Genomic DNA, 18,812 nt, shown 5'->3' with positions numbered 1-18,812 from the left:
CACCGGTGGAATCGCGGGAATAGCGGTCTGGCAGACCGTTAACGGGCCAATCCCGGTGGAATCGCGGGAATAGCGGTCTGGCAGACCGTTAACGGGCCGATTACCGGCGGACGACGAAGGGATGACCCAATGAAATGGACTTCCTTTTCAGGATTCAACCAATACGGATAACGAACAAGGAGGCCGTCCCGATATGGATGCCGACGATCTGTTGAAAGAATTGATTGTGCGCAACGCCGCGATGCCCTGCCGCAAGGACGATATTGCGGACGGAACCGATCTCGTCAACGATCTCGCGCTCGATTCGATGTCGATCGTTAATCTGTTCGCCGATCTGGAGGAAGCCTTCGACATCGAGATCGACGTGCGGGAAATGACGCTGCCGATAATGAGCCGGTACGGCCGGTTCCGGGAATTCGTGCAGGTCAAATCGGCGCGGACGGCGGCCGCGGCGGGACGGGAGCACGGCGTATGAGCGCCCTCGATTGGCTGTTCGAGCGCATGGCCGAGCATCGGGAACGCGAAGCGCTCATCTGGGAGGGGCAAACCCGCACGTACGGAGATTTGCTCGCCGGCGTCGCGCAGCAGCGTTCCCGCTTGGCCGACATCGGCATCGGTCCCGGAGAAGTCGTCTGGCTGGAAGGCGACTTTACCTTCGAGACGTGCGGCATGCTGCTGGCGCTTATCGCCAACCGCAGCATTGTCGTACCGGTATCCGGAAGCTCCTCCCCGTCCCGCAGATCCGAGCTGATCGAGCTGACCCAGGCGCGCTGGCTGCTGCGCGAAGACGGCGGCCAGCTCAGGGCAGAGCGTACTTCGCGGGAAATCCGCAGCGAGCTGCTGATCGCCCTTCGCGAGGCGGGGCATCCCGGACTCGTCCTGTTCTCGTCCGGCAGTACGGGAACACCCAAAGCCATCGTTCACGACATGAGCCGCCTGCTGAAGAAATACGCGCACCGGCGCGCCGCCTTCCGGACGCTGTCGTTTCTGCTGATCGACCACATCGGCGGCATGAACACTTTATTCCATACGCTGGCCAACGGGGGCACGCTCATCTTCCCGCACAACCGCCATCCGCTGCACATCTGCGCCTGCATCGAGCGGTATCGGGCCGAATTGCTGCCGACGACGCCGAGCTTCCTGAACCTGCTGATCATGTCGGAGGCGTACAAGCGCTGCGATCTGTCCTCGCTGCGCATCGCGACGTACGGAACCGAAGCGATGAACGCCAGCACGCTGGCCGCGCTGGCCGGCCTCTTCCCCGGTCTGGAATTCCGGCAGACGTACGGTCTGTCGGAGCTGGGCATTTTGAGGGCAAAATCCCGAAGCTCCGGATCGCTGTGGATGAAAATCGGCGGCGAGGGCGTGCAAACCCGCATCGTCGACGGACTGCTGCACATCCGCTCCGACTCGGCCATGCTCGGCTATCTGAACGCCCCCGATCCGTTCGACGACGAAGGGTGGTTCAACACCCAGGATCAGGCGCTCGTCGACGGAGACTACGTGCGGATCATCGGCAGAGCCTCGGACATCGTCAACGTCGGAGGACGCAAAGTGTTCCCGCTCGAGGTCGAGGAGGTGCTGCTGCAGATGCCCGAAATCCAGGACGCGGTCGTCACCGGCCGACCTCACGCGCTCGTCGGCAGCGTCCTCGAAGCCGCCGTCAACGTGCGGGCCCCGTTCGCCGGTCTGGGCGCCGGGCAGTTGAAGGCGCTGATCCGAAGCTTCTGCCGCGACAGGCTCGAAAGCTATCAAATTCCGGTATACGTCACGCTGCAGGAGGAGCCGCTGCATTCCGAACGATTCAAAAAAATCCGCAACCGCAGGAGGTAGTCTATGATCGCCCCCGTTCCATCCGGAGCTTCGGCGTCCTCGTCCATCGTCGCCCTGGGCGCGATGACCTGCACCGAGTCGTGCGTCTCCACGCTGCTCGGCATGCTCGGCTGCGACTACGGCGCCTTTTTCATGAACTATTGGAATCTCTATTACGAGAACGGAACTTTGCTGGCAGGCAGAAATATGAAGGGAATCGATCTGGAGGCCTTGTACGGCATCCGCAGCGAGTGGCTCGCGGACGCGCCGCTGGAAGCCTGCGCCGATCTCGTGCGGGAAGATGGCCGTTACGCGCTGCTCGTCACCCGGGCGTCCAAGCTCCCGTATTTTCCGCCGCAGCTGCTGCGGTTCGAGGACGAGGGCTTCGACCACTACGTGCTGGCGCACGGCTATCGCGAGGCCGACGGGAGATTTCTGATCGTCGATCCGATCGCGGGCTATGCCGGCGAATTGGCCGGCGAGCGGCTTCTTGAGGCCGCTCCGTCCGGCGGCGGATTCCGGCTATGGTCGCTGCAGCGCACGGAAGGCTTCCGGGCTCCCGCCACCAAGGAAGCGTTCGCGCTCGCCAGCAAGCAGAATTACGTGCGCAATTTAAGAAACCGGGAAATCTTCTCCCTTGTGCTGCAGGAGCTCGAGCGCTTCGTTCCCGCGCCCTCCAAGCGGCAGCTCGACTGGGTCGCCCGCAACAACATCGCCATTACGACGATCGTCAGAAACCGCCGCCTCATCTGGCAAAGCCTGTCCGCCGCGAACGTCCTGCCGGCGGAGCGAAGCGCTCCGTTGGAAGCCGCCTTCTCGGGCCTCGTCGCGCAATGGACGCAGCTGAATCTGCAGCTGTTCAAGTGGAGCAAAGCCCGCTTTTCGCCGGGTCTGCCGGACGCGATCCGCTCCCGGCTCGAGGCCCTTCGCCTGGCGGAATCCGCAATTCTTGAAGCGCTCTACAGAGAAGGGGAGGCGATCGGATGAAGTATTCCATCTGTTCGATTTCTTTTCGCCATGAGCTGGTATCGCTGCTGGAACTGGTGCGCTTCGCGGGCGACAGCGGCTTCGCGGGCATCGAGCTGTGGGGCGTGCACGGGCTGGCCGCGCTTCGCCAGCGTCCGCTCGATATCCCCCTGCTGACGGAGGAGATGGACAGGCGCGGCATCGGCATTTCCATGATCAGCCATTATGCCGACTTGAACGCCGATGCCGCCGGTTTCCCCGCGGTCGAGAAGCATTGGCAGGAGCTAATCGAGCTCGCCCGGGCCTTCCGCACCGACAAAATCCGCATCTTCGCGGGCAATCGCGGCAGCCGGGAATGCGGCGTCCGCGATTGGGAGACGGTCGCTCTGAGGCTTCGCCTGCTGGCCGACCGAGCCGCGCAGCACGGCATACGCACGCTGATCGAAACGCATCCCCGGACGTATGCGGATCGGCTGGAATCGGCCATTCGCCTCATCCGGGACGCCGATCACCCCGGCATCGGCATCAATCTCGATTTCCTGCATCTGTGGGAGAGCGGAACGTCCCCCGAGGAGGCCTGGCGTTCCCTCCGGCCGTTCGTGCTTCACGCGCATCTGAAAAACGTGCTGCGTGCGGACGGGGGGCACGTCTTCGCGCCCGAGAACGTCTATGCTCCGAGCGGCAGCCGTTCGGGAATGGTTCCGCTGGCCGAGGGGGCCGTCGACTACAGGCGCGTCCTGCCGCTCATGCAGGCGGCATGTCCGGACGTTCAAGCTTCGCTCGAATGGTTCGGCCGCGATCCGTTCCATTATTTAAGCCAGGAGCTGCTATGGCTGGAGAGCGTCCGGGCGTCGCCCGGCTCCTCCAAGTTGTCTCCCTCTCTCTAATGCGGCAAGGACTGTCCGCAGGCGGCGGAATCGTACGACTCCGATCGCTTGCGGACAGTCCTTGCTGTTCGTCAGGCATATTCGCGCTTCAACTCCGTCGCCAGCTCGGCGAGCAGCTCCTTCTCCCGTTCCGTCGTCCCCTTCAGCAGGCGGTAGATTCTCCCGAACGCCTCTTCATCGGCAATTTTGTATCGGCTCGCAAAGCTCGACTCCTTCATCGCCTGCCGCAAATAGCCGTTCCTCGCCGCTTCGTATTCCTGCGCCACTTGCGGGTACCGCGCCAGAAGGCTTTGCAGCTTCCCCTTCGGTCGGCAGAAGGCGTCGACGAAAGCAAAGCGCTCCTCCAGCAGCTTGCCGTGCTCGCGGATAAAATGAACGGTCGTGAAGTTCACGATCAGGCTCGGCTTGCCCTCCAGCCTCCGCTCCATCTGCTCCAGGATGCGATCGTACACCGCCATTCCGAACACCGCCTCGCTGTCGTCGGCAAGCGTGTAGAAAAGCTTGGGCCGATCCGGAACGGAGAAGGCCAGCTTGCTTACCTCCCCGCTGAACGCGGCGGGGTCGAAACGATAGGCGTGCCTGAGCTCCCGCTTTCGGATCAAATGCAGCGCTTCGCGCAAATAATCGGGAGGCTTGGCCAACGCTTCCGCAAGCGCTTCCTCGAACGAGGCGTAGGCAACCGAATACGCCGCGAACAAGCCGTTCCGATCGTAGCCGATCACTTCCAGCCTGCCTCGCAAATCGTCATAGCCGTACACCAGCAGCTCGTGAATGCGGTGTTCCTTCCGATATTCCGCCGCTTCCGGCAGATGGTACAGGTCGATCGTAAACACGTTGACGGCATAACCGCGCTCCAGCGATTCCTTGACAAAGCCGATCGCGCCGCCGGCTTGCGCAAGCTCCCGCGCTTCGGAGAGCGAATACGAGATTCGCTCAAGCAAATCTCCGAAATAGCGGCTGGAATCCGTATAGTCCGTGCGCAAATAGTTGCCGAACCAGCACTGCGCGTACATATGCACGAACCGTTCCTTCGCCCAATGCTCCAGCTTGGGATCGGATAAAATGAACAGCAGCGGATAAGCGATATTCAAATAAGAGGTTACCTGGTGCTGCATCGCGATATCCAGTACGAACCTTTTCGACATCGGACGTCCCTCCCGGCGGGTTTACGATCATGCGGATGCACGGCCTAAAACGCTTCGCGGGGCGGAACGCCCGGGCTTGCGGCGCGGCCGCGCGTTACTCCGAGTACATGCGGCTGACCGCGCTCCAGCTCTGGCCGGGCTCCAGCCGGATCAATCCGGTCAGCTCCGCGGGCAAGTTGACGTTCGGCGCGTTGACCATGCCGGTCTGCGGCTCCGGACAGAAGAAGGTGCCGCTCGCCTCGCCGTTGTACACCATCCAATGCTTGTACGCGTCGCCGGCCTCGTAGACGAAGCGAGCGCCCGCGCGGCGGTCGTACAGCGTCATCGCGTTGACTCCGTTGACGTTCGCCGCCGTATAATGGTTGTCCATCGACGCGAAATACGGATTGCCTTTCCCGTCGCGAAGCTGTTGCTCCCCTTCGTTCAACGGCAGCCGTATCCCGGTCGGCAGCATGCGCTCGTCCAGCTCCCAGCGTTCGCCGAAGGAAAATCCGCATTCCAGATCCTCCGCCTGGCTTCCCGGAGCGAACGGCGCGTTAACCGTCGTATGGAAGCCGAGCATAAACGGAATCGCCTTGTCGTCGTCGTTCGTCGCGTCGAACCGCAGCGAAAGTCCGGCGTCCGTCAGCGTAAAGGTCTGCGACAGAGTGACCCGAAGCGGGAAATGCGCAAAACCCGGCTCCTTCTCGTCGAAACGCAGCCGAACGGTCGCGAAGCTCTTCTCCTCCGAACTGCCGTACTCGACAAGCTCCCACTTCGAGCTGTAGACGAAGCCGTGAAGATGGTTGCCCGTCGCCGGCTCGTTCACCGGAAACCGGTATGTACGCCCGTCGAATTCGAACGTTCCGGCATCGTAGCGGTTCGGCGGGTACAGAACCGGAATCCCGTGCACCCACGGACGCTCGACGAATCCCGCCCAGTCCGCGGTCTCCGGCTCGCGAATAAACCGGAAGCCCCGGTCGTCGTCCCGGAACGAAATCAGATTGCCGCCGATTCCCGGCAGTATAATGGCCGAATATTTTCCGTATTTCAGGAAGACCGCTTGCTCGCTCTCGTACTTGCCCAACTTTGCCTCATGCTGCGTCATGGCGCTTATCCCTCCGTTATTTTCGTGCTGTAACGAGTATATAAGCGCCAAGCTTAAGCGTCAACTAACCGACCAGCTCATCCAGTCCGCGCACGACCCGATGCGCCGCGCCGAGAATGTCGGCATGGCCGATGCCGACGACGCGCATGCCCGCGGCGAGCGCCGCCTGGACGCCGGCCTCGGCGTCCTCGAACACGACACAATCGTCCGGCTCCAGTCCGAGCTCACGGCAGCCGACGACGAATACCTCCGGGTCGGGCTTGGCGCGGGACACCTTCGTCCCGTCGACGATCGCGTCGAACAAATCGGCAATGCCCACTTTATCCAAAATAAACGCCGCGTTTTTGCTGGCGGAGCCGAGCGCAATTTTCACGCCCTGCGCCCTCAGCGCCTGCAAATACCGCTTGGCCCCCGGAAGCAGCTCGGATTCGTCCATCCGCCGAATGTACTGCAAATATCTTTCGTTCTTCTCCTCCGCCAATCTAAGCTTCTCTTCCTCCGACAGCTCGACGCCTCCGACCTCCAGCACGATTTCCAGCGATCTCATCCGGCTGACGCCCTTCAGCCGCTCGTTGTCGGCTTCCGTAAACTCGAAGCCAAGCTGCCCGGCCAGCTGCTTCCAGGCGAGATAATGATACTTCGCCGTATCCACCAGCACCCCGTCCAGGTCGAACAGCGCGCCCTTGAACGGACCCGGCAGATCCGTCTCTCTTTCCGAACGGCCGCTGCGGAAAGTCAGCGTGCCTCCGGGCCAAACCGCGCGTTCTTCCTCTCCGACGCGAATGAGCTGGGACTTGAGGTTGGCGGCGTCGGAGCGGACGACGACCTCCGAAGGCGTCACGGAGATCAGAAGACGCTGCCCTTTCACATACATCGGGAAAGCAATCGACTGCCACCCTTGCGGAAGGGAAGGCTTCACGACGAGCGCTCCGCGATGCAGCCTCGCCCCGGCAAAGCCGAGCACGGCCGCCATCCAGGCGCCTCCGTTGGCGGCCGGGTGCGTTCCGCCGATATACAGCGTGCCGACGTACTGCTTCGATTCCCCGGTCAAATCGATCGTCGCCGTCTTCATAAAGTAGCGGTACGCCCAATCCGGAGCCCCGATATCCGACGCCACAAGAGCGTAGACGCACGAGCTGAGGCTCGAGCCGTGCTCCGTCCTCGGCTCGTAATATTCCCAGTTCGCCCGCTTCACGTCCTGCGCGTAATCGTCCTTCAGCAGATGCAGCATCAGCACGACGTCCGCCTGCTTCAAAATTTGCGTCGTCGTCGCCAATCCGCTGCCGCCGCCCAAATACTCGTTTTTGTTCAGCATTCGCGACTTTAACGTCGGCAGATCGACGTCCTCCAGCTTCCGATAACCGTCGAACTGCTCGATGACGCCCGTCCGCGGGTCCGGACCCGGCACGTACAGCTCGTTGTGCATTTTGCTCAGGCTGGCCAAATCTTCGGAATAATCCAGCTTCCCGATCAGCTCGCGGCACATTTCGGGATGCTTCTCGCGCAGCAGCTCCAGCGCGGCCAGGGCGATTCCGATCGTCCGCTTGGCCATCGCGTTCGTGAACGCGTTGTTGCCGACCCGTTCGTGATACTCGTCCGGCCCGGTCACGTCGAGCAATTCGTAGCGCTTCTTGTCTTCTTTATAGTAAGCATAAGAATAGAAGAAACGCGCGCATTCGAGAATCGCCTCCGCGCCGCCGTCCAGCAGCACGCTTTCGTCGCCGGTGTACTCGTAATACTGCCAGATGCCGCAGGCCGCGTCGGCGCTGATATGAATTTGCTTATCGCGGAAATACGTCCGCATCGGACGGTTCGTGAAGACGTCGGTCACGTTAAACAGCGTGCAGGCGTCGTCCCCCGTCTCCTGGCTCTCCCAGGCGTAGAACGCGCCCCGATAACCGTACTCCTTCGCTTTCCTGCGCGCGCCGTCCAGCGTATGCACGCGGTACATGACCAAATTTCTGGCGACGTCCGGCTGGCTGTACAGGAAAAACGGCAGCATAAACATCTCCGTATCCCAGAATACGGCTCCTTTATACACTTGACCGGACAATCCGCGAGCGGGAATCGACACTCTCTCGGAATGCGTCGGAGCGATGATATGCAGCTGGTAAAGGCTGTAGCGCAGCGCGAACTGGGCTTCCTCGTCCCCTTCGATCGCGACGTCCGACTCCGCCCATTTCTTCTCCCATTCCGCCTCGTGCTCCCGCAGATGATCCTCGTAAGCCGATTCGGCCGCGCTCCGAGCCCGGCTCAGCGCCCGCTCCAGAACGGCTGGCCGGTCATCCCCGATAACGACGGACACGTATTTCGTGAACGCGTACGTCTCCCCCGCCTTGCAAGAGAACGTCGCCCTTCTGAAGACGGACGGACCTTCGCGCTCGATCGACACCGACGCGGGAACGCTCTCCCAGCGGATCGCCTCGGCCACGCCGACCGTCCTGCGCAATTCATGCGTGACCGCCGATACGGCGACGATGCCGTCCGCCGCGAGCGTTTCCGGTTCTTCCAAGTGCGGTCCGTTAATATCCCACACGTCGCCGTCGATGCCCGTCAGCACCGTAAGCTCGCAATCCTCCGAAGCGCAGAGCTCCACCTTCATCAGCAGCAGGTCAAGCCGCTTCATGCTGACGAAGCGCCGGGAACGGATCTCGATCCGGTTGTTTCCCGGACCGGCCAATACGGTCTCCCGCTCGAACGTCGCATTGCGAACGTTCAGCGATTGGCGGTGCGATTCGTGTTCCGACGACAGCAAGCCGAGCGGTCTGCCCTCGCAGTAATACCGCGTAGACAGCCCGTTCGGCGCGTTCACCGGCTCCCTCCAGCGGTCGCCGACTTTGTCGTACAGACCTGCGAGCGTGCAGGCCGTCAACTGCTCCTTCCCAAACTCCTCCAACGTCCCCCGGTAGCCCATGGCTCCGTTGCCCAGCATATACTTGTTTCCGTTGATCGCAATCCGATTCGGATCGAATCCGGCTTCCTCGACGACCCAACTCATAGACGTTCCCCCGCCTTCGACTTCAAATGTACCTTCCATTATGAAGCCGGACGTTCGGCGCCGAAATGCGCGAAATTACCGAAATGATGTTTATTTCCATGCAGTTAGCCAGGCGGCGATCGCCTCGACGACCAGCTCCAGATTGGACTTCCCGTCCTCGTTCAGGTAAGGAGCCTTGTCGCGAAAATAATCCGCGTGCTTCCCGACGATCGGCACCGCGATCCGGGTTCCCGGAGCGTGCAGGGCGCTGCGCCAGACGGGCCATGCCCGGCTTCTCCCCCAGCCCCCGTAGGAGCCGATGCGGGACACGAAATCCGGCGATCTCCCCTCGCCGCCGCTTCTCTTCCGTCCTTCCGCATGAATGGAGAGCACGCGGGATTTCAGCCGCTCCGGAATGCGGCAGCGCGGCGAACCGATCTTGACCGCGAAGCAGGAAGCGCTCGCCCCGCCGGCCGTCAGCACGGCCGCGGCGTGGACGGCCGCTATGCCGCCTCCGCTGTGGCCGACGAGCAGCGTCGTTCCGGCCTCTCCCGAATCGCCGGATTCCCTCCGCTCCCGTCCAATGGCTTCCAGAGCTCTGCCGCCTCCGATCGACTTTTCGAATCCCCCGTCCTTCCTGCTCATGTCCGCCCGAATTTCCCGCATTTGGGCGATCGCGTTCCGGCTCCAATCGCCGTAGGGATAGAGCAGGCTGGACCGAATTCCGGCCCCTTCGAACACATCCGTCCGCCCGAGCCGCTCCATCAGCGCCAGCCGCAAATTTTCCATAAACCGCGGAGCCGTCGCCAATCCCGCCAGACAATAGATTTCGAGGTTATTTTCCCCGCGTCCGCTCGTAGTTTTCCGCATATAGGATCCTTTCCATATCGGAAGGGTGGGTGTCTCTGAACCACTTGACCAGCAGCGGCGGATGGATGTCGCTCAGCGCGGCCACGGCCATCTTCTGATTCATGCTCACCGACCCTTCCGCGCTTCCGATCAATTCGACCGCATACCGGTCGGCCGCCGATTCCGCCTGCCTCGACACATAGTTGGACACCGGCAGCGCCGCAAAGGAAATCATCGAAATAATCAGCAGTGCGAGCGGGAGCGCGTTCATATCCGACAGCGAGCGTATCCCCCAGCGGGTGCCCATATTACGAATCGTGACCCGGTAGATCCAGCCTCCGACCGCAAGCAGCACGAACGACGAGCCGACCGCTCCCACGGCGCTCCACTCCAGATGGTGCATGACGTAATGCCCCATCTCATGGGCCATAATCAACAAAATCTCCGGCTCGTCGAGCCGCTGCAGCGTCGTATCCCAGAGCACAATCCGCAGAGAGGAGCCGATGCCGTTCACATAGGCGTTCAGGGCGTTCGTTTTCTCGGACATGTCGACCTCGTACACCCGGTGCGCGGGAATTTCCGCCTTCGCTGCCAGCTCCAGGATGCGGGCTTCCAGCTGCGGATCGGACAGACGGCTAAACTTGCTGTACAGCGGATCGATCACGACCGGCTGCACATACATCATAAACAACGTAAACGGAACGGACAGCAGCCACAGCTTCAGCCACCAGCGCCCGCCCCGGGAGACGATCCAGAACGCAACCGCGGATACGGCCAGCATCGTCGCATAGCCGATCCCGAACGCGATCAGCTTGTCTCTGAGCCATCCCGCCACCGGCTGCGTCGAGATGCCGTACGCCTTCGACAGATTGTAACTGATCACCCGCAGCGGAAAATAAAGCAAATACGCCGTCGCCTGAATCATCAGCACATAGAAAGGAAAGCGTATGTACACCGGCAAGCCGCGTCGTTCCAGCTTATCCCGCCATCTGCGGGCGAGCCCGCTCGCCAGCATCATAAAGTAGATCAGCCATTCCCAAGGGCCGCTCATGAAAAAGATCCAGTTGCGGGCCGCGTTCAGCCATTCGCTGTTGCGCAGCTGGTTCGAAGTAAAAAACGTCGCGGGATCGGCAGGCGTGCCCCGGTACGCTTCCGGAACCTGGTTCGGCATCGTATACCATGCGTAGAGAGCGACCGCGATCGCGTAAACGATAAAGAGCAGCGAGTATTTCAGAAACGTGGAATGTCTGCGAAAGCTCATCGTTTCCCTCCTTCAACCCGGATCAAACCTCCGGCCGTATTAAGATTATAGCATTTCCCTCCGCCGAATAACCGTGCCGGCCGCAACCCGCTTTGCAATTTAGCCGTCCTTTTCCGTCGTCAGTCCCAAAGATCGGAGCGGCAGCAGGCTGATCCGGTCGGCGGCTTGTCGCGGCGGGAGCGACGAATTTCTCTAAAGCTTCGCAGCATAGGAAAAGCCGCGCTGAAAACCGAAATGAACGATTTTCGCGCGGCCGATTTTCTTGAAGTCGGGATGCAGTTCAGGCCCGCCTGGATTCCAGCAATTGCTTGTTGTGAAGAACGTGCGGGTCTTGAGGCCGGTATTTGCGCGCTTCCTCGTTGTGCCGATAAGCGGCGTCCAAATCCCCCAGATTGTAATAACATACGCACAGCTGCAAGCTCGGATACCATGTCCGGTAGGCGGGGTAGCTGAAGCTCCACTGGTTCAGGTTTTCAGGAATCCGGATCGCCTGTTCGTACCAGTATGCCGCCGTCCTGTATGCTTTGCGGCGTTTGAAATGGTCGCCGATCCGGCTAAGCGCTTCGGGCCGGGGGCTGTCGAACCGAAACGATTGAAACAGCGCCGTTAATTCGTTGTCCTGATCGTTTAAATACCGGCAGCAGTCGGCCATGTTGATGCAGGCGTTGATTTTATCCTCTGCCCACCCCGTATCGAGCTCGATATTCCTGATGTAGCTCTCGATCGCTTCCGCGTAGTGCCGGTTATCCTTCAACTCGTTCCCGTAATAAAAATAATCGCGTGCGGTAAAAGCATCTCCCCGCTCAAGCTTCATTTTATAAATATCCAAATTTCTGCCGACGGAATGCTTGATCTTGCGGTGGGTAATCGCAGCATCGGAATTGACGATCAGCCCCGTCACCTCCAGGTAATTGTGACAATCCCCCTTCCATTGGAAGTTGCGCGACCGCTTAATCAGCCGATTTCGACGATAACGAAGCGTAACGTTGCCGAAGCTGTCCTCCCCCGCATTGTAAAACATGGACACCGAATCGACTGCCGGATCCAGCGTCTCCTTCAGCTTCCTGAATCGATGTTGGTCTTCCTCGAGCATAACGTCATCGGCATCCATATAAAGGATGTACGCTTGAGTCGCGTAGGAAAAAGATACGTTGCGGGCCTCGGCGAAATTGCCGGTCCATTCGTGAAAATAAATCCGGTCCGTGTATCGGCGAGCGATGGCGACCGTCTGATCGGACGAGCCCGTGTCCACGATGTTGATTTCGTCGACAAGATCGCGGACGGAATCCAGGCATCGCGCCAACACGGCTTCCTCGTTTTTGACGATCATGCAGAGACTGATGGAAACCACCGTATAACTTCCCCTTTCGTATTGGGCTAAACTTTGCGGAATGGCGGGCATGCCGAACGGCAAAGGCAGGATGCATCTACAGAAGAGATGTATCCTGCTTGCCGGCAAAGAATCGAATCACTGGAAATTCGCAATGTTCATATATCGGTTGCTTACCGTAACGGCAGCCGTTCCGATTCCCGTAGCCGAGTAAGTGACTTGGACGGAGTAGCTGACAGAAGCGGTAGTCGGAGGACTGTCGACAAAGGTGTAGCTGATCGGTTGGGTCTGGCTGCCCAGAGCAAGTCCTGCGCTTGCATACTGGATCGTCTGAATGGACGTGCCGTTCCTTTGCAGCGCAATCGTGACCGTCAGGTTGACAGCTCCTAACGTGATGGTCGTGTTTACCTGAACCGCATAATCGATTTTCACACTGTCCGCTGCGGTCACAGGCACATTGCTCACGGTCATCGTCGTTGCAGGCGTATTGTTGGCCAACGCCAACGTTCCCGCCGTACCTGCCGCAAACAATTCAGGCATCGGGCCCGTTGGACCGGTCGGGCCTGTGGGACCGGTTGGACCGGTGGCTCCTGTCGGGCCTGTTGGGCCGGTGGCTCCTGTGGGGCCAGTTGGGCCGGTCGCTCCAGTTAGACCAATGATACCTGTTGCTCCCGTCGGACCGGTTGCTCCTGTTACACCAATTGCTCCGGTTGGGCCTGTTGCTCCCGTTAGACCGGTGGCTCCTGTCGGACCTGTCGCACCCGTTGGACCTGTTGCGCCTGTTGGACCGGTCGCGCCTGTTACACCAATTGCCCCGGTTGGGCCTGTTGCTCCCGTTAGACCGGTGGATCCTGTCGGACCTGTTGGGCCTGTGGCTCCCGTCGCGCCGGTTGCTCCTGTTACACCAATTGCCCCGGTTGGGCCTGTTGCTCCTGTTAGACCGGTGGCTCCTGTCGGACCTGTCGGACCTGTGGCTCCCGTCGGGCCTGTCACACCTATCGCACCCGTTGGGCCTGTTGCTCCCGTTAGACCGGTGGCTCCTGTCGGACCTGTCGCACCCGTTGGGCCTGTTGCGCCTGTTGGCCCGGTCGCGCCTGTTACACCAATTGCCCCGGTTGGGCCTGTTGCTCCTGTTAGACCGGTGGCTCCTGTCGGACCTGTCGCACCTGTTGGGCCTGTTGCGCCTGTTGGCCCGGTCGCGCCTGTTACACCAATTGCCCCGGTTGGACCAGTTGCTCCCGTTAGACCGGTGGCTCCTGTCGGACCTGTCGGACCTGTTGGGCCTGTGGCTCCCGTCGCGCCGGTTGCTCCTGTTACACCAATTGCCCCGGTTGGGCCTGTGGCTCCTGTTAGACCGGTGGCTCCTGTCGGACCTGTCGCACCCGTTGGGCCTGTTGCGCCTGTTGGACCGGTCGCGCCTGTTACACCAATTGCTCCGGTTGGGCCTGTGGCTCCCGTTAGACCGGTGGCTCCTGTCGGACCTGTCGGACCTGTCGCACCCGTTGGACCTGTGGCTCCCGTCGGGCCTGTCACACCTATCGCACCCGTTGGGCCTGTTGCTCCTGTTAGACCGGTGGATCCTGTCGGACCTGTCGGACCTGTCGCACCCGTCGGGCCAATAGCTCCGGTTGCACCCGTTGGGCCGGTCGACCCTGTTATTCCTATTGGTCCCGTCACCCCTGTCGAACCGATGGCTCCAGTAGCTCCTGTTGGTCCCATCACTCCTGTCGGACCAGTGGCGCCAGTTACACCTGTTGCTCCGATTGGGCCTGTTGCTCCCGTCAGGCCTGTCGCGCCTGTTACACCAATTGCCCCGGTTGGGCCTGTTGCTCCTGTTAGACCGGTGGATCCTGTCGCACCCGTCGGACCCGTTGGGCCTGTGGCTCCCGTCGGGCCGGTCGCGCCTGTTACACCAATTGCCCCGGTTGGGCCTGTTGCCCCCGTTAGACCGGTGGCTCCTGTCGGGCCTGTTGGGCCGATGGCTCCAGTAGCTCCTGTTGGGCCTGTCACACCCGTCAGGCCAGTGGCTCCAGTTGAACCCGTTGGACCGGTTGCACCTGTAGCTCCTGTTGGGCCCATCACTCCTGTCGGACCAGTGGCTCCAGTTGCACCTGTTGCTCCGATTGGGCCTGTCACACCCGTTATTCCGGTCGGGCCAGTTGGACCTGTCGAACCTGTTGAGCCGGTGGCTCCAGTTGCTCCTGTTGAGCCAGTTGTTCCCGTAGCACCCGTTAAACCGATGGCTCCCGTCGGGCCTATTGGGCCGGTGGCTCCCGTTGGACCCGTCACGCCCATTAAACCGGTGACTCCTGTTGGACCAGTCGGACCGATGGTTCCCGTTGGGCCAGTGGCTCCCGTCGAACCTGTTGGTCCGGTTACTCCGGTCACACCTGTTGCTCCTGTTGGTCCTGTCGAACCCGTCGGACCAGTGACACCTATAGCACCTGTAGCTCCTACTGGACCCGTAGATCCGGTCGGACCGGTCGGACCAGTCACTCCAGTCGCTCCGGTCGGGCCTGTTACGCCTATTGCTCCTGTTGGACCAGTCGAGCCTGTTATTCCTGTTGGTCCTGTCACTCCTGTCGGACCGATGGCTCCGGTTGCTCCCGTTAGACCGGTGGCTCCTGTCGGACCTGTCGCACCCGTTGGACCTGTGGCTCCCGTCGGGCCAGTTGGGCCTGTTGCTCCTGTAGCTCCAGTGGCTCCTATTGGACCCGTCATGCCCGTTGGACCGGTGGTTCCCGTTGCACCCATCGTCCCTGTTGGTCCGGTCGGACCTGTCACTCCGGTTGCTCCCATCGGACCAATCGGGCCTGTTGTTCCTGTAGAACCTGTGGCCCCTGTTGTTCCCGCCACTCCTGTCGGACCAGTGGCTCCAGTTGGGCCAGTTATTCCTATTGCTCCCGTTGGACCCGTTACGCCTGTCAAACCTGTTGAGCCAGTTGGACCTGTAACACCCGTTAGACCGGTGGTTCCCGTCGGGCCAGTTGCGCCAGTGGTTCCTATCACGCCTGTCGTACCCATTGGGCCGGTGGCTCCAATAGCTCCTGTGGGTCCGGTTGCTCCTGTTGAGCCAGTTGTTCCTGTAGCACCCGTTGGACCGGTTGCCCCTGTTGGGCCTGTCGCTCCCGTTGGCCCAGTTAGACCTGTGGCCCCTGTTGGTCCCGTCACTCCTGTCGGACCGGTGGCTCCTGTTGATCCTGTTGGACCGGTTGATCCTGTTGCTCCGGTCGGACCCGTCACACCTGGTTCACCTGTTAATCCAGTTGGGCCGGTGGCTCCCGTCACACCAGTTAAACCGGTGGCTCCTGTTGGACCTGTCGAACCAGTCGAACCAATAGCTCCGGTAACCCCTGTTGGACCGGTCGCGCCAGTTGGACCTGTCGAACCAGTTAATCCTGTTGGGCCGGTGGCTCCAGTTGCACCTGTTGGACCGCTATCTCCAGTTGCTCCAGTTGGACCAGTTGGGCCAGTTGTTCCTGCAGCACCCGTTGGACCGGTTGCCCCTGTTGCACCTGTTAGACCTGTGGCTCCGGTTGGGCCCGTTGCTCCTGTTGCTCCAGTCGGGCCGGTGACTCCCGTTGGACCCGTCACGCCCATTAAACCGGTGACTCCTGTTGGACCAGTCGGGCCTGTTGTCCCCGTTGGACCCGTTGCGCCTGTGGCTCCTGTCGCGCCCGTTAGACCGGTGGCTCCGGTTGGACCTGTCGTACCTGTTAGGCCAGTGGCTCCGGTCGGACCGGTCGGGCCTGTTACGCCTATTGCTCCTGTTGGACCAGTCGAGCCTGTTACGCCTATTGCTCCTGTTGGACCAGTCGAGCCTGTTATTCCTGTTGATCCCGTCACTCCTGTCGGACCGATAGTTCCGGTGGCTCCGGTTACTCCTGTTGGCCCCGTTACGCCTGTCAAACCCGTTGGGCCTGTTAAGCCAGTTGGACCTGTAACACCCGTCGCACCTGTTGGACCCGTGGGACCGGTTACACCTATAACACCCGTGGCTCCTGCTGGACCGGTTACACCTGTAGCACCTGTTGAGCCTGTTGGGCCTGTTGTTCCTGGTGCCCCCGTTGGACCTGTCGAACCCGTTCCTCCTGTTGGGCCTGTCACACCCGTTGGACCAATTGCACCTGTTGGGCCAGTTATTCCTATTGCTCCCGTTGGGCCGGTCGAGCCTGTTGAACCAGTGGCTCCCATGGATCCGGTCGGGCCGGTGACTCCCGTTGCTCCGATTGGGCCTGTCACACCCGTTGTTCCGGTCGGGCCAGTCACTCCAGTCGCTCCGGTTGGGCCTGTTGGTCCCGTCACGCCTGTCGGACCGATGGCTCCTGTTGATCCTGCTGGGCCGGTAACACCCGTTGCGCCCGTTACACCTGTTGCGCCTGTCGCTCCTGTTGGTCCGGTCGAGCCTGTTGGGCCGGCAGTCCCCGTGGCCCCGGTCGGGCCGATGACTCCTGTTGGGCCTGTTGATCCTGTCGGACCAATCGGGCCTGTTGTCCCCGTTGGACCTGTGGCCCCTGTTGGTCCCGTCACTCCTGTCGGACCGGTAACGCCTGTTGAACCTGTTGGTCCGATTGCTCCCGTTGCACCTGTTGTGCCTGCCGCTCCTGTTGGTCCGGTCGAGCCTGTTACTCCTGTTGGCCCCGTCACGCCTGTCGGACCAGTGGCTCCTGTTGATCCTGCTGGGCCGGTAACACCCGTTGCGCCCGTTACACCTGTTGCGCCTGTCGCTCCTGTTGGTCCGGTCGAGCCTGTTGGGCCGGCAGTCCCCGTGACCCCGGTCGGGCCGATGACTCCTGTTGGGCCTGTTGATCCTGTCGGACCAATCGGGCCTGTTGTCCCCGTTGGACCCGTTGCGCCTGTCAAACCTGTTGAGCCAGTTGAACCTGTAACACCCGTTGGACCGGTGGTTCCCGTCGGGCCAGTTGCGCCAGTGGTTCCTATCACGCCTGTCGGACCCATTGGGCCGGTAGCTCCTGTTGGTCCGGTTGCTCCTGTTGAGCCAGTTGTTCCTGTAGCACCGGTTGGTCCGGTTGCCCCTGTTGGCCCAGTTGGACCTGTGGTCCCTGTTGGTCCTGTCACTCCTGTCGGACCGGTGACTCCTGTTGATCCTGTGGGCCCGTTCAGACCTGTCGCACCCGTTAGACCAGTGGCTCCTGCTGGACCCGTCGCGCCTGTTGGACCGGTTACTCCTATAGGACCTGTCACGCCTGTCGGACCAGTTGCTCCAGTCGAGCCTGTTGGACCGATTGATCCTGTTGCTCCGGTCGGACCCGTCACACCTGGTTCACCTGTTAATCCAGTTGGGCCGGTGGCTCCTGTTGGACCTGTCGAACCAGTCGAACCAATAGCTCCGGTAACCCCTGTTGGACCGGTCGCGCCAGTCGAACCCGTCGGACCGATGGCCCCAGTTGCTCCCGTTGAGCCTGTTGGACCGGTTGATCCTGTTGCTCCCGTCGGACCCGTCACACCTGGTTCACCTGTTAAACCAGTTGGGCCAGTAGCGCCTGTCACTCCGGTTACTCCCATCGGACCAATCGGGCCTGTTGTCCCAGTTGGACCTGTGGCCCCTGTTGGTCCCGTCACTCCTGTCGGACCGATGGATCCGGTCGAGCCTGTTATTCCTGTTGGCCCCATCACTCCTGTCGGGCCAGTGGCTCCTGCTGGACCGGTAACGCCTGTTGAACCTGTTGAACCGGTGGCTCCAGTCGCTCCCGTTGCACCAGTGGCTCCTGTTGAGCCAGTTGTTCCTGTAGCACCCGTTGGACCGGTTACACCCGTTGGGCCTGTCGGACCGGTAACGCCTGTTGAACCTGTTGGTCCGGTTGCGCCCGTTGCACCTGTTGCGCCTGCCGTTCCTGTTGGACCGGTCGAGCCTGTTATTCCTGTTGGCCCCGTCACTCCTGTCGGACCAGTTGCACCTGTTGTGCCTGCCGTTCCTGTTGGACCGGTCGAGCCTGTTATTCCTGTTGGCCCCGTCACTCCTGTCGGACCAGTTGCACCTGTTGTGCCTGCCGTTCCTGTTGGGCCAGTTGCTCCTGTCGCACCCTTTGGACCGGTGGTTCCCGTCGTTCCCGTTGGTCCGGTCGGGCCGGTTACTCCTGTTAGGCCAGTCGCTCCTGTCGGACCCGTCACTCCAGTTGGGCCTGTCTCACCTGTTGAACCCGTCGCACCTGTCGGACCTGTAGCACCTGTTGGACCAATGGCTCCAGTTGTGCCTGTTGGCCCTGTTGGCCCCGTCGAACCGGTCGGGCCGGTCACTCCCGTGGGACCTGTCTCTCCCGTTGCCCCTGTTAGGCCAGTCGCTCCTGTCGGACCCGTCGCACCTGTCGGACCTGTAGCACCCGTTACTCCTGTCGGACCCGTCGCACCTGTTGGACCCGTCGAGCCCGCCGCTCCTGTTGCACCTGTCGGACCGATTGCGCCTGTTGCGCCGGTAGCGCCCGTCGCACCCGCTCCCGTCGCGCCCTTCGGACCTGTCGCACCCGTTGCTCCTACCGG

General features: G+C 61.3%; 11 protein-coding genes. 4 read left to right on the top strand and 7 right to left on the bottom strand.

What is annotated here, in order from left to right; all coding sequences use genetic code 11:
- The first annotated feature begins 193 nt into the window (after positions 1 to 193).
- The 4 genes from ACFFT4_RS24535 to ACFFT4_RS24520 are packed head-to-tail and all read left to right on the top strand — an operon-like array spanning position 194 to position 3,665.
- The gene (locus ACFFT4_RS24535) at positions 194 to 475 is read left to right on the top strand and encodes an acyl carrier protein (protein WP_378051569.1); all 282 of its coding nucleotides are present in this window, start codon (positions 194 to 196) and stop codon (positions 473 to 475) included.
- Positions 472 to 1,833 (top strand): ANL family adenylate-forming protein, encoded by a 1,362-nt coding sequence (locus ACFFT4_RS24530; RefSeq protein WP_378051568.1) that lies wholly within the window; start codon positions 472 to 474, stop codon positions 1,831 to 1,833. The genes ACFFT4_RS24535 and ACFFT4_RS24530 overlap by 4 nt, the downstream gene beginning before the upstream one ends.
- Positions 1,834 to 1,836: 3 nt before the next feature.
- On the top strand, positions 1,837 to 2,799 hold the full coding sequence (locus ACFFT4_RS24525; protein WP_378051567.1) for a cysteine peptidase family C39 domain-containing protein: 963 nt from the start codon (positions 1,837 to 1,839) through the stop codon (positions 2,797 to 2,799).
- Positions 2,796 to 3,665 carry a sugar phosphate isomerase/epimerase family protein gene (locus ACFFT4_RS24520; protein ID WP_378051566.1) on the top strand — a complete coding sequence of 290 codons (870 nt, stop codon included), beginning with the start codon at positions 2,796 to 2,798 and terminating at the stop codon, positions 3,663 to 3,665. Before ACFFT4_RS24525 ends, ACFFT4_RS24520 begins: the two co-directional genes overlap by 4 nt.
- Positions 3,666 to 3,736: 71 nt before the next feature.
- Here ACFFT4_RS24520 and ACFFT4_RS24515 read toward each other — a convergent pair whose 3' ends face one another.
- The 7 genes from ACFFT4_RS24515 to ACFFT4_RS24485 all read right to left on the bottom strand — a co-directional run bounded on the left by ACFFT4_RS24515 (position 3,737) and on the right by ACFFT4_RS24485 (position 18,731).
- Positions 3,737 to 4,810 carry a cysteine peptidase family C39 domain-containing protein gene (locus tag ACFFT4_RS24515; RefSeq protein WP_378051565.1) on the bottom strand — a complete coding sequence of 358 codons (1,074 nt, stop codon included), beginning with the start codon at positions 4,808 to 4,810 and terminating at the stop codon, positions 3,737 to 3,739.
- 94 nt (positions 4,811 to 4,904) lie between these two features.
- A complete protein-coding gene (locus ACFFT4_RS24510) occupies positions 4,905 to 5,897 on the bottom strand; it encodes an aldose 1-epimerase (RefSeq protein WP_378051564.1) in 993 nt (330 codons plus the stop codon).
- A gap of 64 nt (positions 5,898 to 5,961) precedes the next feature.
- Positions 5,962 to 8,895 carry a beta-phosphoglucomutase gene (gene pgmB / locus ACFFT4_RS24505; protein WP_378051562.1) on the bottom strand — a complete coding sequence of 978 codons (2,934 nt, stop codon included), beginning with the start codon at positions 8,893 to 8,895 and terminating at the stop codon, positions 5,962 to 5,964.
- A 90-nt stretch (positions 8,896 to 8,985) separates the two neighbouring features.
- Entirely contained in the window at positions 8,986 to 9,744 is a 759-nt protein-coding gene (locus ACFFT4_RS24500) for a hypothetical protein (RefSeq protein WP_378051561.1), read from the bottom strand.
- Positions 9,710 to 10,984, bottom strand: a complete 1,275-nt coding sequence (locus tag ACFFT4_RS24495; protein ID WP_378051559.1) for a M48 family metallopeptidase — start codon at positions 10,982 to 10,984, stop codon at positions 9,710 to 9,712. Before ACFFT4_RS24495 ends, ACFFT4_RS24500 begins: the two co-directional genes overlap by 35 nt.
- A gap of 280 nt (positions 10,985 to 11,264) precedes the next feature.
- Positions 11,265 to 12,335, bottom strand: a complete 1,071-nt coding sequence (locus tag ACFFT4_RS24490) for a glycosyltransferase (RefSeq protein ID WP_378051557.1) — start codon at positions 12,333 to 12,335, stop codon at positions 11,265 to 11,267.
- Positions 12,336 to 12,452: 117 nt separating this feature from the next.
- Positions 12,453 to 18,731, bottom strand: a complete 6,279-nt coding sequence (locus ACFFT4_RS24485; protein WP_512699941.1) for a beta strand repeat-containing protein — start codon at positions 18,729 to 18,731, stop codon at positions 12,453 to 12,455.
- Positions 18,732 to 18,812: the final 81 nt, after the last annotated feature.

Source organism: Cohnella cellulosilytica (genome assembly GCF_042431195.1).
Classification (GTDB): Bacteria; Bacillota; Bacilli; order Paenibacillales; family Paenibacillaceae; genus Cohnella; species Cohnella cellulosilytica.
This window is presented reverse-complemented; position numbering and strand designations above follow the sequence as displayed.

What these genes read in the sequence shown, in the direction of transcription:
- ACFFT4_RS24520 (WP_378051566.1), top strand. Translation starts at nt 2,796, where the DNA reads ATGAAGTATTCCATCTGTTCGATTTCTTTTCGCCATGAGCTGGTATCG.
- ACFFT4_RS24515 (WP_378051565.1), bottom strand. Translation starts at nt 4,810, where the DNA reads ATGTCGAAAAGGTTCGTACTGGATATCGCGATGCAGCACCAGGTAACC.
- ACFFT4_RS24495 (WP_378051559.1), bottom strand. Translation starts at nt 10,984, where the DNA reads ATGAGCTTTCGCAGACATTCCACGTTTCTGAAATACTCGCTGCTCTTT.
- ACFFT4_RS24525 (WP_378051567.1), top strand. Translation starts at nt 1,837, where the DNA reads ATGATCGCCCCCGTTCCATCCGGAGCTTCGGCGTCCTCGTCCATCGTC.
- ACFFT4_RS24530 (WP_378051568.1), top strand. Translation starts at nt 472, where the DNA reads ATGAGCGCCCTCGATTGGCTGTTCGAGCGCATGGCCGAGCATCGGGAA.
- ACFFT4_RS24510 (WP_378051564.1), bottom strand. Translation starts at nt 5,897, where the DNA reads ATGACGCAGCATGAGGCAAAGTTGGGCAAGTACGAGAGCGAGCAAGCG.
- pgmB (WP_378051562.1), bottom strand. Translation starts at nt 8,895, where the DNA reads ATGAGTTGGGTCGTCGAGGAAGCCGGATTCGATCCGAATCGGATTGCG.
- ACFFT4_RS24535 (WP_378051569.1), top strand. Translation starts at nt 194, where the DNA reads ATGGATGCCGACGATCTGTTGAAAGAATTGATTGTGCGCAACGCCGCG.
- ACFFT4_RS24500 (WP_378051561.1), bottom strand. Translation starts at nt 9,744, where the DNA reads ATGCGGAAAACTACGAGCGGACGCGGGGAAAATAACCTCGAAATCTAT.